The organism is Pseudomonas sp. VA159-2 (genome assembly GCF_024126635.1).
Classification (GTDB): Bacteria; Pseudomonadota; Gammaproteobacteria; order Pseudomonadales; family Pseudomonadaceae; genus Aquipseudomonas; species Aquipseudomonas muyukensis.
Genome location: NZ_JAMYBV010000022.1, coordinates 35,523 through 47,690 on the forward strand (window position 1 = coordinate 35,523; position 12,168 = coordinate 47,690).

The 12,168-nt window shown below is 65.8% G+C and carries 10 protein-coding genes and 5 tRNA genes; 11 read left to right on the forward strand and 4 right to left on the reverse strand.

The window, feature by feature from the left end; genetic code table 11:
- The first annotated feature begins 79 nt into the window (after nt 1–79).
- Both NJG22_RS19065 and NJG22_RS19070 read left to right on the forward strand, forming a co-directional pair.
- Entirely contained in the window at nt 80–967 is an 888-nt protein-coding gene (locus NJG22_RS19065) for an ATP-binding protein (protein ID WP_253096665.1), read from the forward strand.
- Entirely contained in the window at nt 968–1,450 is a 483-nt protein-coding gene (locus tag NJG22_RS19070) for a GAF domain-containing protein (protein WP_217853558.1), read from the forward strand.
- A gap of 87 nt (nt 1,451–1,537) precedes the next feature.
- Here NJG22_RS19070 and NJG22_RS19075 read toward each other — a convergent pair whose 3' ends face one another.
- The gene (locus NJG22_RS19075) at nt 1,538–2,305 is read right to left on the reverse strand and encodes a hypothetical protein (RefSeq protein WP_134693093.1); all 768 of its coding nucleotides are present in this window, start codon (nt 2,303–2,305) and stop codon (nt 1,538–1,540) included.
- Nucleotides 2,306–2,683: 378 nt separating this feature from the next.
- On the opposite strand from NJG22_RS19075, the gene NJG22_RS19080 reads away from it, so the two are divergent.
- The 5 genes from NJG22_RS19080 (at nt 2,684) to NJG22_RS19100 (ending at nt 3,246) form a co-directional block, all read left to right on the forward strand.
- Nucleotides 2,684–2,759 (forward strand) — tRNA-Glu (locus tag NJG22_RS19080).
- Between the two features lie 4 nt (nt 2,760–2,763).
- A tRNA-Gly gene (locus tag NJG22_RS19085) sits at nt 2,764–2,839 on the forward strand.
- 94 nt (nt 2,840–2,933) lie between these two features.
- Nucleotides 2,934–3,009: transfer RNA gene (locus NJG22_RS19090), tRNA-Glu, on the forward strand.
- A gap of 4 nt (nt 3,010–3,013) precedes the next feature.
- Nucleotides 3,014–3,089: transfer RNA gene (locus NJG22_RS19095), tRNA-Gly, on the forward strand.
- Between the two features lie 81 nt (nt 3,090–3,170).
- Nucleotides 3,171–3,246 (forward strand) — tRNA-Gly (locus tag NJG22_RS19100).
- A gap of 94 nt (nt 3,247–3,340) precedes the next feature.
- Here NJG22_RS19100 and NJG22_RS19105 read toward each other — a convergent pair.
- Together NJG22_RS19105 and NJG22_RS19110 are read right to left on the reverse strand one after the other, a co-directional pair.
- A complete protein-coding gene (locus NJG22_RS19105; RefSeq protein WP_253096667.1) occupies nt 3,341–3,751 on the reverse strand; it encodes a PA2817 family protein in 411 nt (136 codons plus the stop codon).
- Between the two features lie 115 nt (nt 3,752–3,866).
- A complete protein-coding gene (locus NJG22_RS19110; RefSeq protein WP_253096669.1) occupies nt 3,867–6,314 on the reverse strand; it encodes an acyl-CoA dehydrogenase in 2,448 nt (815 codons plus the stop codon).
- A gap of 289 nt (nt 6,315–6,603) precedes the next feature.
- On the opposite strand from NJG22_RS19110, the gene NJG22_RS19115 reads away from it, so the two are divergent.
- The 3 genes from NJG22_RS19115 (at nt 6,604) to NJG22_RS19125 (ending at nt 9,068) form a co-directional block, all read left to right on the forward strand.
- Nucleotides 6,604–7,227, forward strand: coding sequence for a glutathione S-transferase (locus NJG22_RS19115; RefSeq protein ID WP_253096671.1), 624 nt, complete (start codon nt 6,604–6,606; stop codon nt 7,225–7,227).
- 132 nt (nt 7,228–7,359) lie between these two features.
- Nucleotides 7,360–8,292 (forward strand): ABC transporter ATP-binding protein, encoded by a 933-nt coding sequence (locus NJG22_RS19120; RefSeq protein ID WP_253096673.1) that lies wholly within the window; start codon nt 7,360–7,362, stop codon nt 8,290–8,292.
- Nucleotides 8,289–9,068, forward strand: a complete 780-nt coding sequence (locus NJG22_RS19125; protein ID WP_217853564.1) for an ABC transporter permease — start codon at nt 8,289–8,291, stop codon at nt 9,066–9,068. The genes NJG22_RS19120 and NJG22_RS19125 overlap by 4 nt, the downstream gene beginning before the upstream one ends.
- On the opposite strand, the gene NJG22_RS19130 is transcribed toward NJG22_RS19125, so the two are convergent.
- A complete protein-coding gene (locus tag NJG22_RS19130) occupies nt 8,952–9,593 on the reverse strand; it encodes a DUF2062 domain-containing protein (RefSeq protein WP_253096675.1) in 642 nt (213 codons plus the stop codon). The genes NJG22_RS19125 and NJG22_RS19130 overlap by 117 nt on opposite strands.
- 143 nt (nt 9,594–9,736) lie before the next feature.
- Here NJG22_RS19130 and NJG22_RS19135 point away from each other — a divergent pair, with 143 nt between their 5' ends.
- Nucleotides 9,737–11,953: a DNA internalization-related competence protein ComEC/Rec2 gene (locus NJG22_RS19135; RefSeq protein WP_253096677.1), complete on the forward strand. Its 2,217-nt coding sequence runs from the start codon at nt 9,737–9,739 to the stop codon at nt 11,951–11,953.
- Nucleotides 11,954–12,168: the final 215 nt, after the last annotated feature.

A 12,168-nucleotide genomic window follows, 5' to 3' on the forward strand; every position in this document is an offset into this window, starting at 1 on the left:
GGCGGGTCTGTCTGTTCATTTCAGTTGAGCATGAATCTAGGGGCGCCGCGCGCGCCCAGACAAACCACTAGGAGTCGTCATGGACGCCCGACTTATCGCTTTTCTCGACCGCGCCGAATCCGTGCTTGCGCGTCTCGAACCCTTGTTGCCCGCGCCACGCCCGAACATCGACTGGGGCCATACCCTGGCTGCCCGCTGGCAGCGCGATGGCCGCAGTGGCTACCTGATGCCGCTGGAGGTCAGCCTGGATATTCGCCTGTCCGACCTGATCGGCGTCGACCAGCAGCGCGACCAACTGGGCCGCAACACCCACCAGTTCATCAATGGCCTGCCGGCCAACCACGCCTTGCTGTGGGGCTCGCGCGGCACCGGCAAGTCGTCGCTGGTGCGCGCGCTGCTGGCCGAACACGCAGGCCAGGGCCTGCGCCTGATCGAGATCGAGCGCGACCACCTGGCCGACCTGCCGCGGGTGGTCGAGCAGCTGCAAAAGCTCGAGCAGCGTTTCATCCTGTTCTGCGACGACCTGTCGTTCGAGGCCGGGGAGGGCGACTACCGGGTGCTCAAAAGCGTGCTCGACGGCTCGCTGGAGCAGGCCCCGGACAACGTGCTGCTGTATGCCACCTCCAACCGTCGCCACCTGGTGCCGGAGAAGCAGAGCGACAACGAAAACTGGAAGATGGTCGACGGCGAGCTGCACCCCAACGAGGCGGTGGAGGACAAGATCGCCCTGTCCGACCGCTTCGGCCTGTGGCTGTCGTTCTATCCGTTCTCCCAGGAGCACTTCCTCAATGTGGTCGAGCACTGGATCGGCCAACTGGCGCGCCCGGCCGGGCTGCGCTGGCAGCGTGACGAGGCGCTGGACATCCTCGCCGTGCGCTGGGCGACCGGCCGCGGTAACCGTAATGGCCGTTGTGCCTATCAGTTCGCCCGCTATTGGGTCGGGCTGCAATTGCTGGAGCAAAAATAAATGATCGACCTCAATGCCAGTGGCCAGGGCCTCGATGGCTACGACCTGCTGGCTGCGCAAGTGCGGGCGTTGTTTGCCGACGAGCGCGACTTCATCGCCAATGCCGCGCAGTTCTCGGCGTTGCTGTTCAGCCAGGTCGAGGACCTGAACTGGGCGGGGTTCTACCTCAATCGCAACGAGGAGCTGGTGCTCGGCCCGTTCCAGGGCCAGGTGGCATGCGTGCGCATTCCGTTCGGCCGGGGCGTGTGCGGTGCCGCGGCGGCCACCCGGCAAACCCAGCGGGTCGAGGATGTGCATGCCTTCCCCGGGCACATCGCCTGCGACAGCGCGTCCAACAGCGAACTGGTGATCCCGCTGGTGAAGGCCGGCAGGCTGATTGGCGTGCTTGATCTGGACAGCCCGAAACTGGCGCGTTTCAGCGAGGTCGACCAGGCCGGGCTGGAGCGGTTGGTCGAGGTGTTCCTCGCGTTGAGCGACTGCTGAAAATGAAGAAGGGGCCTGCACAGGCCCCTTTCTTTTGTTTGCGCCTGTTCGCCGGCTTGCCGGCGAACAGGCCTTGGCCTGGATCGATCAATCGTAGATGACCTTCTTCTTCCAGGTCTCGTCCTCGTCGGTCTTCAAACCCTGGGTCAGCGCGTTCTGGTCGTTCTCCGCCGGCTCCATCTGGTCCAGCACCTGGGCGTTGGCGCGGTTCAGCAGTTTTTCCAGGTAAGTCAGCTGCTCTTCATACTGCTTGGGCTCGGGCTGCTTGCGCAGGTATTGCACGCCCCGCTCGAAGGCCAGGCGTGCCTGGCCCGGCTGGTTCTGCTGCAGGGCCTGCTGGCCCAGGTTGTTGAAGAACTCGATGTGCAACAGCACCAGGATATGGCGGATCTCCTTGACCCAATACTTGCCTTCGTTGGTGGCCAGGAAGCCTTCCTGGGTAGCGCGCACGATCTGGTTGTGCAGCAGCTCCAGCAGGAAGCGCACATCCTTGGCCTTGGCTTCGGTATGGATTGGCGAGGGCGGGTTGTTCACCGGGATGCGCTCGGCCTGGCTGATCAGCCCCTCGAGCTCGGCGATGCGTGCCTTGAGGTCGCCGCTGTGCTTGTCCAGTGCCAGCTGGCGCTGGTTGAGGTTCAACTCCAGGCGGGTCAGCAGCAACTTGAGGGCCGGCGTCATGAACTGGCCCGGGAAGGTTTCGGTGATCTCGCCACAGCGGCGCAGGCGATCGGCGAGTTCGACTTTCAAGCGTGCGCGCTCGAGCTTGCTGTTCTCGACCACGTTGTTGAGGTAGCCGATCACGATCAGTAGTGCGATGCCCGCCACGATAAGCAGGGTGATCAGAAGTGGTGTCACCGTTAACGCCTCATGAAGAAGTTTTGCATCTGGTAAAGAGTGTAGTGAGTTCGCCCGGGGGCGAACAGTGCAGCCCGGCGGAACCCGCGCGCTCGCGCCTTGCTTCTATGTCGGCAGGGCTGCGCGAATCTACAGTTGATGGCACATGGCTATGAGCTTGCCGAGGCCGTGTCAGAAAATCAACGCCAAGCCCCGGACACATCCTGCACCACCCCCAGTGGCAACGGGAAGTCATTGATTTAAATAAATTTCTACAAAGGGGTTGACGACCCTGCAAGGCATCCATAGAATGCGCGCCACTTGCAGCGTAAAGCACACAGCGAAACGCGGCAGGGAGTGAAAGCAAGCAGTACTTTAAACAGGTAGTGCGAGCAGCGTGTCCCCTTCGTCTAGTGGCCTAGGACACCGCCCTTTCACGGCGGTAACAGGGGTTCGAGTCCCCTAGGGGACGCCACATTGCGGGAATAGCTCAGTTGGTAGAGCACGACCTTGCCAAGGTCGGGGTCGCGAGTTCGAGTCTCGTTTCCCGCTCCAGTTTCTCCGGCACTGTTTAACGGCAGGGCAGGAAAAGAAAATCCAGTCTGAATCGTGAGGTTCATGCGCTGGTGCGCTGCAAAGCGTCGGCTTAGTCCCCTTCGTCTAGTGGCCTAGGACACCGCCCTTTCACGGCGGTAACAGGGGTTCGAGTCCCCTAGGGGACGCCATATTGCGGGAATAGCTCAGTTGGTAGAGCACGACCTTGCCAAGGTCGGGGTCGCGAGTTCGAGTCTCGTTTCCCGCTCCAGTTTCAAGGCATCGTTTCAGGCGGTGCCGGTGGTGAAGGTCTTCAAGGCGCTTCACGCCACAGGTAGCAGCGCTTCACCCTGCGGGAATAGCTCAGTTGGTAGAGCACGACCTTGCCAAGGTCGGGGTCGCGAGTTCGAGTCTCGTTTCCCGCTCCAAATCGAAAACGCCACTTCATTGAAGTGGCGTTTTTTTTTGCTTCGGTTTTGCCAACGGCAGCGAGAGGGCGGGGCCAGGCCCGCCCGCCTGGCCTCAGTGCTGGGTGCCGGCGCCCGGCTGGGTCAGCAGCTGCTTTTCCAGATTCCAGTCGAACGGCTCGTCGTTTTGCTCTGCTTCGTAGCGGCGTTCTTCCAGGGTCTGGTACAGGTCCAGTTCCTCGTCTGGCATGAAGTGCAGGCAGTCGCCGCCAAAGAACCACAGCAGGTCACGGGGGACCAGGTGGGCGATCTGTGGGTAGCGCTGGATCACCTGGCAGATCAGGTCCTGGCCCAGGTACTGGCTTTGCAGCGGGTCTTGCGGCAGCAGGGTCAGCAGCTCGTCGAAGCGCTCGAGAAACAGGGCGTGGCTTTCCTCCGGTACCTGTTCGGCCTCACCCAGCGCGGCCAGGATGGTGCGCAGGTGGTGCAGCAGCTGCAGGTGGTATTCCAGGTGGGGATTGGCCATGGGGCGCTCCTCGGGATGGTTGAAACGGGCGCGGAGTATACGCCGGTTTTACCTGAGCTGGCAGCGGCGCCGGCGATGCCGGCCCGCTGCCACCACTCAAGAGCTGCCCCGATCATCAGCGGATGATGCCTTGCGCGCCAGCCAGTTGTGCCTTGTCGAACGCATCGACATCGATCACCACCCGGCGTGCCCGCTCGGCGGCGTGCAGGCGTTGGCCCTCGTCGGCCTGCAACACGCCGGCGGCCACCGCCGCGTCGATCGGCGATTGCTCCGCTGCTACGCGCACCTTGCCTTCCTTGACCGCCTGATGCAGCGCCTTGTGCAGCGATGCCGCATCGTCCAGCAGATCGCTGGCCCGTTGCAGTGCCGCCACCGGGTCGCCGTCGGCCTGTGGGCGGAAGCAGCCGGTGAGCAGTTCTTCCAGCGCCGGGTCGCCCTGGCGTCGGCCGATCAGCTCGGCGACCTCGGCATCCAGGGCGTCGCTCGGGCCGGTGTGGCGGCGCCCGAACGGGAACACCAGCACACGCAGGGCGCAGCCGATGAAGCGGTTGGGGAAATTGTCGAGCAGGGTGGCGAGGGCATTCTCTGCCTGGCCCAGGCTTTCCTCCAGCGCCCAGCGCAGCAGCGGGCGCATGTGCTCCGGCGAGCCGAGGTCGTGGTAGCGCTTGAGCGCCGCGCTGGCCAGGTACAGGTAGCTGAGCACGTCGCCCAGGCGTGCGCTCAGGCGCTCGCGGCGCTTGAGCGCGCCGCCGAGCAGCATCATCGACAGGTCGGCCAGCAGGGCGAAGGCCGCCGCCTGGCGGTTAAGGGCGCGGAAATAGCCCTGGCTCAGGGCATCGCCGGGCACCTTCTCGAAATGCCCCAGGCCCAGGCCCAGCACCAAGGTGCTGGCGGCGTTGCCGGCAGCGAACAGGATGTGCTGCAGCAACAGGTCGTCGAACTCCTTGAGTGCCTGGTCGCGGTCCTCGCGCCCGGCCAGGGCCATTTCCTTGAGCACGAACGGGTGCCAGCGGATCGCGCCCTGGCCGAAGATCATCAGGTTGCGCGAGAGGATGTTCGCGCCCTCGACGGTGATGAAGATCGGCGCCCCTTGCCAGTTGCGCCCCAGGTAGTTGTTCGGGCCCATGATGATGCCCTTGCCGCCGTGCACGTCCATGGCGTGCTGGATGCATTCGCGGCCACGTTCGGTGAGGTGGTACTTGAGGATCGCCGACAGCACCGAGGGCTTTTCGCCCAGGTCCACCGCGTTGGCGGTGAGCAGGCGCGCGCTGTCCATCAGCCAGGCGTTGCCGCCGATGCGCGCCAGGGATTCCTGGATGCCTTCGAAGGCCGCCAACGGCACGTTGAACTGTTCGCGGATACGCGCGTACTGGCCGGTGACCAGGCTGGTGTACTTGGCCGCGCCAGTGCCCACCGCTGGCAGCGAGATCGAGCGGCCCACCGACAGGCAGTTCATCAGCATCATCCAGCCCTTGCCAAGCATGGCCTGGCCGCCGATCAGCAGGTCCAGCGGCACGAACACGTCCTTGCCGCTGTTGGGGCCGTTCATGAAGGCTGCGCCCAGCGGCAGGTGGCGCTTGCCGATCTCGACGCCGGGGGTGTCGGTGGGGATCAGCGCCAGGCTGATGCCCAGGTCTTGCTGGTCGCCCAGCAGGTGGTCCGGGTCGTAGGCCTTGAAGGCCAGGCCGAGCAGGGTGGCGACCGGGCCGAGGGTGATGTAGCGCTTTTCCCAGTTCAGGCGCAGGCCGATGACTTCCTCGCCCTGCCACTGGCCCTTGCAGACGATGCCGGTGTCGGGCATGGCGCCTGCGTCGGAGCCGGCCAGCGGGCCGGTGAGGGCGAAGCAGGGGATCTCTTCGCCGCGGGCCAGGCGCGGCAGGTAGTGGTTGCGCTGTTCATCGGTGCCGTAATGCAGCAGCAGCTCGGCCGGGCCCAGGGAATTGGGCACCATCACCGTGGAGGCCAGGTCGCCGCTGCGGGTGGCCAGCTTCATCGCCACCTGGGAGTGGGCATAGGCCGAAAAGCCCTTGCCACCGTATTGCTTGGGGATGATCAGGGCGAAAAAACCGTGCTGCTTGATGAAGTCCCAGGCGGCGCCTGGCAGGTCGAGGTCCTGGCCGATCTGCCAGTCGCTGACCATGGCGCAGAGCTGCTCGGTAGGGCCGTCGATGAATGCCTGTTCTTCCTCGGTGAGCTTGGCGGCGGGGTAATCGAGCAGGGTGTTCCAGGCCGGGCGGCCGCTGAACAGCTGGCCGTCCCACCAGACGGTGCCGGCGTCGATGGCTTCGCGTTCGGTCTGCGACATTGGCGGCAGGGTACGCTGGAACCAGCCGAACACCGGGGCGCTGAAGAGCTGGCGGCGCAGGTCGGGCAGGGCGAAGAAGGCCACCTTGACGGCGATCACCAGCCAGATCAGCGCCAGCAGCCAGCCGGGCGCGTTGCTGAAGATGCCCATGAGCAGGGTGTAGGCGGCCAGTGCCGCGAGGATCTGCAGCGGCGCCAGGCGCCGGTGCATGAGATACGCGGCGCCGAGCACCAGCACCACCAACCACAACAGCAACATAATCCTTCCTCCTTGGAAGCGGGGGCGTATGGCCAACCCACAGAGCTTAGACGCACCGGGGCCGATGGCCTGCCTAGGAAATGACAGGGCGCGGCGCTGGGAGTTCGTTCGGTGGCTGTCGATGGGGCCGGAGGCTGCCTTGCGGCCCTTGCGCCAGGCAATGCCGCTGCTTCAGGGCCACGTACATTCCCACGGCGAACGGGCTGCGCCGCAGTTCCCGGTTTCACTGGCAGCCTTCAGCGCGTGGAGTAGACTGTCCCACCTCCCGCATTCCATTAAGGACGTTGCCATGCTGAAGATCTGGGGCCGCAAGAACTCAAGCAATGTGCGCAAGGCGCTGTGGATCGCCCACGAACTGGGCCTGGACTTCGAAGCCATCGACGCCGGCGGCGCCTTTGGCGTGGTCAACGACCCCGACTACCGCGCGCGCAACCCCAACGGCCTGGTGCCCATGCTCGAAGACGGCGACCTGGTGCTGTGGGAGTCGAACGCCATCGTTCGCTACCTGTGCGCCGAATATGGCGCCGAGCAGGGCTGGTACCTCGACGATCCTCGCCAGCGCGCCCTGGCCGACAAATGGATGGACTGGACCACCTCGTCCCTCGCCGGCCCTTTCCGTCCGCTGTTCTGGGGCCTGCTGCGCACCCCTGAAGAGCAGCGCGACTGGGTGGCGATCAACGCCGCGCACAAGCAGTGCGCCGAGCTGCTGAGCATCGCCGACGCCACCCTGGCCAAGCAGCCGTACCTGTCCGGCGAGCGGATCGGCATGGGCGACATCCCCCTGGGCAGCTTCATCTACGCCTGGTTCGAAATGCCCATCGAGCGTCCGGCCATGTATCACCTCGAGGCCTGGTACGAGCGCCTGAAACAGCGCCCCGCCTACCAGGCGGCGGTGATGACCGCGCTGACCTGAGGGTGCTTCGATAGTCATTATCAATAGATGTGACTGTACTTGTGCGGCCAGCCCTTGCACCATGGCCGCACGCACTGCGCCAGTGACTTTGCCTGGCGTGTCCTGAACCTTTTTATCGGTACCTGACCCGCTATGAGTTCCGCCCTGTCCATCCGACAGCTGACCAAGACCTACGGCAACGGTTTCCAGGCCCTCAAGGGCATCGACCTGGACGTCTCCGAAGGCGACTTCTTCGCCTTGCTCGGCCCCAACGGCGCGGGCAAATCCACCACCATCGGCATCCTTTCGACCCTGGTGAACAAGACCAGCGGCACGGTCAACGTGTTCGGCCATGACCTGGACCGCGCGCCCGCGGCGCTCAAGCGCTGCCTGGGCGTGGTGCCCCAGGAGTTCAACTTCAACCAGTTCGAGAAGACCTTCGACATCGTCGTGACCCAGGCCGGCTACTACGGCATCCCGCCCAAGCTGGCCAAGGAGCGCGCCGAACAGTACTTGACCCAGCTCGGCCTGTGGGACAAGCGCGACGTGCAGTCGCGGTCGTTGTCCGGCGGCATGAAGCGCCGGTTGATGATTGCCCGGGCGCTGATCCACGAGCCACGCCTGTTGATCCTCGACGAGCCGACCGCCGGGGTGGACATCGAGCTGCGCCGCTCGATGTGGAGCTTCCTCACCGAGCTCAACCAGAAGGGCATCACCATCATCCTCACCACCCATTACCTCGAAGAGGCCGAGCAGCTGTGCCGCAACATCGGCATCATCGACCACGGCACCATCGTCGAGAACACCAGCATGCGCCAGCTGCTGGGCAAGCTGCACGTCGAGACCTTCGTGCTCGACCTCAAGCGCGACCTGCCCGCCGCCCCCGAGCTGCAAGGCTATCCGTGCCGGTTGATCACCCCGCACACCCTCGAGGTGCAGGTGGACAAGGACATCGGCATCACCGCGCTGTTCGGCCAGCTGGCACTGAAGAACATCGAGGTGCAGAGCCTGCGCAACAAGACCAATCGACTCGAGGAGCTGTTCGTGTCCCTGGTGGAAAAGAACCTGTCGAAGGTGGCCGTATGAGCGTGGAACTGCGCACCAACTGGGTCGCCCTGAATACCATCGTCTACCGCGAGGTGCGGCGTTTCCTGCGTATCTGGCCGCAGACCCTGCTGCCGCCAGCGATCACCATGGTCCTGTACTTCGTGATCTTCGGTAACCTGATCGGCCGGCAGATCGGCGCCATGGGCGGCTTTACCTACATGGAGTACATCGTGCCGGGGCTGATCATGATGTCGGTGATCACCAACTCCTACGGCAACGTGGTGTCGAGCTTCTTCGGCAGCAAGTTCCAGCGCTCCATCGAGGAACTGATGGTCTCGCCGGTGTCGCCGCACACCATCCTCGTCGGCTATGTGCTGGGCGGCGTGCTGCGCGGGTTGGCGGTGGGGGTGATCGTGACCATCCTGTCGATGTTCTTCACCCACCTGCAGGTGCACCATCTGGGGGTGACCGTCGTCGTGGTGCTGTTGACTGCGACCATCTTCTCGTTGCTGGGCTTCGTCAATGCCGTGTTCGCGCGGAACTTCGACGATATCTCGATCATCCCGACCTTCGTGCTGACGCCGCTGACCTACCTGGGCGGGGTGTTCTACTCGATCAACCTGCTGCCGCCGTTCTGGCAGACCGTGTCGCTGGCCAACCCGGTACTGCACATGGTCAACTCGTTCCGCTACGGCATCCTAGGGGTGTCGGATATCAGCATTGGCACCGCGATCAGCTTCATGCTGGTGGCTACCGCCGTGCTCTATGCGCTGTGCGTGCGCCTGCTGGTCAGCGGCCGTGGCATGCGCGCCTGAGCCCTGGGCGGCCGAGCAGCGACACTGGCGCCGGCGCCATTGCCGGCCCACCCACCAGCGCCAGTACAGCATGGTGGTGAAGTAGGCCAGCACGCCGAGCACCACCCCGCACACCACCGAGCCCAGCAGGAACGGTTGCCAGATCGTCGCCAGCTGGTCGGTGACCCAGTCGACGGTGATTTCCTCCGGCAGGGTGCGCGGTGGTACCTGCATCAGCCAGGCGCCGGTCATGTAGGTCACGAAGAACACCGGTGGCATGGTCAGCGGGTTGGTCAGCCACACCAGGCTCACCGCGATGGGCAGGTTGCCCCGTACCGGGATGGCCAGCGCCGCGGCCAGCAGCATCTGCATGGGGATGGGGATGAGTGCGGCGAACAGGCCGACGCCCATGGCCCGCGCCACCGAATGTCGATTCAGGTGCCAGAGGTTGGGGTCGTGCAGCAGCGTGCCGAAAAAGCGTAAGGACTTGTGTTCCCGGATGCTGGTCGGGTCCGGCATGTAGCGTTTGAACAGACGGCGCGGCATGTGGGCTCCCGGCGGGTTGATGGGCGTCAGTATGCCTTGATTGAAGCGCAGCCTCGTTCAGAGTTTGTGACAATTGATTAGCAGGATTTCCCTGCCAATCGACTAAGCCTCAGGGGCCGTTTTCGCTTCTGGAGCTCTATCTCATGCGTACAGGGATGCTGGCGCTCGCGCTCGGGCTGACTAGCCTGGGTTTTCTCCCGGCGTTGCCGCCGGACGGATGGTTGTGGCCTTTGCTGGTGCTGGCCCTGGCGTGCCTGTGCAGCCGGGGCAGGGTGCTGGGCTGGTGGCTGCTGGGGCTGTGCTGGGCGTGCTGGTCGGCGCAGCAGGCGCTGGATGGGCGCCTGGCTCCGGCACTGGAGGGGCGCACCCTGTGGCTGCAAGGGCAGGTGGTGGGGTTGCCGACGCGTACCGAGGGGGGTGTGCGTTTCGAGCTGGAACAGCCCCGTTCGCGCCGGGCGGCATTACCTCAGCGCTTGCAACTGAGCTGGTTTGCCGGCCCCGAGTTGCGCGCCGGCCAGCGCTGGCGCCTGGCAGTCAACCTGCGCCGCCCCGCCGGCCTGCTCAACCCCCATGGCCCGGACCGCGAGGCCCTGCTGCTGGCGCGGCGTATCGGCGCCACCGGCACGGTCAAGGCGGGCGAGCGCCTGGACGCGGCGTCGCCCGGTTGGCGCGATGCCCTGCGTGAGCGGGTGCTGGCGGTGGATGCCCATGGCCGCGAGGCGGCGCTGGTGGCGTTGCTGCTGGGCGATGGCGGTGGCCTGGCGCGCCAGGACTGGCAGGTCTTGCAAGCCACCGGCAGCGTGCATCTGTTGGTGATTTCCGGGCAACACATCGGTTTGCTGGCCGGCCTGGTGTATGGCCTGGTGGCGGGGCTCGCCCGCCTGGGCGCCTGGCCCTCGCGCCTGCCCTGGCTACCTTGGGCTTGTGCCCTGGCGCTGGCCGCGGCGCTGGGCTACGCCTGGCTGGCCGGGTTCGGCGTGCCAGTGCAGCGCGCCTGCCTGATGCTGGCGGTGGTGCTGCTCTGGCGCCTGCGCTTTCGCCACCTTGGCGCGGGGTTGCCGCTGTTGCTGGCGCTGCTGGGGGTGTTGCTGGTCGAACCCTTGGCCAGCTTGCTGCCCGGCTTCTGGCTGTCGTTCGCGGCGGTGGCGGTGCTGGTGCTGTGCTTTTCGGCGCGTCTGGGCGGCTGGCGGCCGTGGCAGGCCTGGACCCGCGCCCAGTGGGTAATCGCCGTGGGGCTGCTGCCAGTGCTGCTGGCCCTGGGGCTGCCGATCAGCCTGACGGCGCCACTGGCCAACCTGCTGGCGGTGCCGTGGATCAGCCTGGCGGTCTTGCCGCTGGCGCTGCTGGGCACCGCGTTGCTGTGGCTGCCTGGGCTGGGGGAGGGGCTGCTAGGGTTGGCCGGGCTGGCCCTGGACGGCCTGTTCCGTTGCCTGGCCTGGGGCGCGCGGCAGGTGCCCGCCTGGGTGCCCGAGCCGTTGCCACTGTGGGCCTGGTTGCTGGTCGCGCTGGGTGCGCTGTTGGTCCTGCTGCCACGCGGCGTGCCCCTGCGCATCCCGGGCATGGTGCTGTTGCTGGCGTTGTGGGCGCCGCGCGAGCAGGTGCCCCATGGCCAGGTGCAGGTATGGCAACTGGATGTGGGCCAGGGGCTGGCGGTGCTGCTGCGCACCCGCCAGCACGCCCTGCTGTATGACGCCGGCCCGGCCCTGGGCGACAGCGACCTGGGTGAGAGCGTGGTGCTGCCGACCTTGCGCCGGTTGGGGGTGAAGCAGCTGGACCTGATGCTGATCAGCCATGGCCACGCCGATCATGCCGGTGGGGCGGCGGCGGTGAGGCGAGGCCTGCCGGTCAAGCGGGTGATGGCCGGCGAGGTCGCCGGGCTGGAACCCGCGCAACGTTGTGCCAGTGGCCAGCGCTGGCAATGGGATGGCGTCGATTTCGAGCTGTGGCAGTGGGCGCAGGGGGCGTCGAGCAATGATCGATCTTGTGTGCTGCGGGTGGTCGCCAATGGCGAGCGCTTGCTGTTGGCGGGCGACATCGAGGCCGGGGCGGAGCGGGCCTGGCTGGCGGCAGGCGGGGACCTGCGCATCGACTGGTTGCAGGCGCCGCACCATGGCAGCCGTACGTCGTCCACAGCACCGTTCATCGCGGCGCTGGCGCCGCGTGGGGTGATGATCTCGCGGGGGCGTAGCAATGGCTTCGGGCATCCGCATCCGCAGGTGCTCGAGCGCTATCGGCGGCACGGGGTGCGGGTGCATGACACCGCCCTGGAGGGGGCGCTGGGGTTGCGGTTGGGCAGCCAGGGTGGGGTGGTGGGGGAGCGCGCCGGGCGCAGGTTTTGGCGGGATGGTGGAGGCAGTTGATGAAGCGGCAGCGGGCGCGATTCCTGTAGGAGCGGCCTTGTGTCGCGATGGGCCGCAAAGCGGCCCCGGCATTCTTGGATAGGACAAAGATCCTGGGGCCGCTGCGCGCCCGTTCGCGACACAAGGCCGCTCCTACAAAAGCCGTATGGCTTGCGATTGCATGTTCCCTGACCTCCGGCAGATGAGCCCCCTGCGCGCCTATGGTAGAGTGGCGG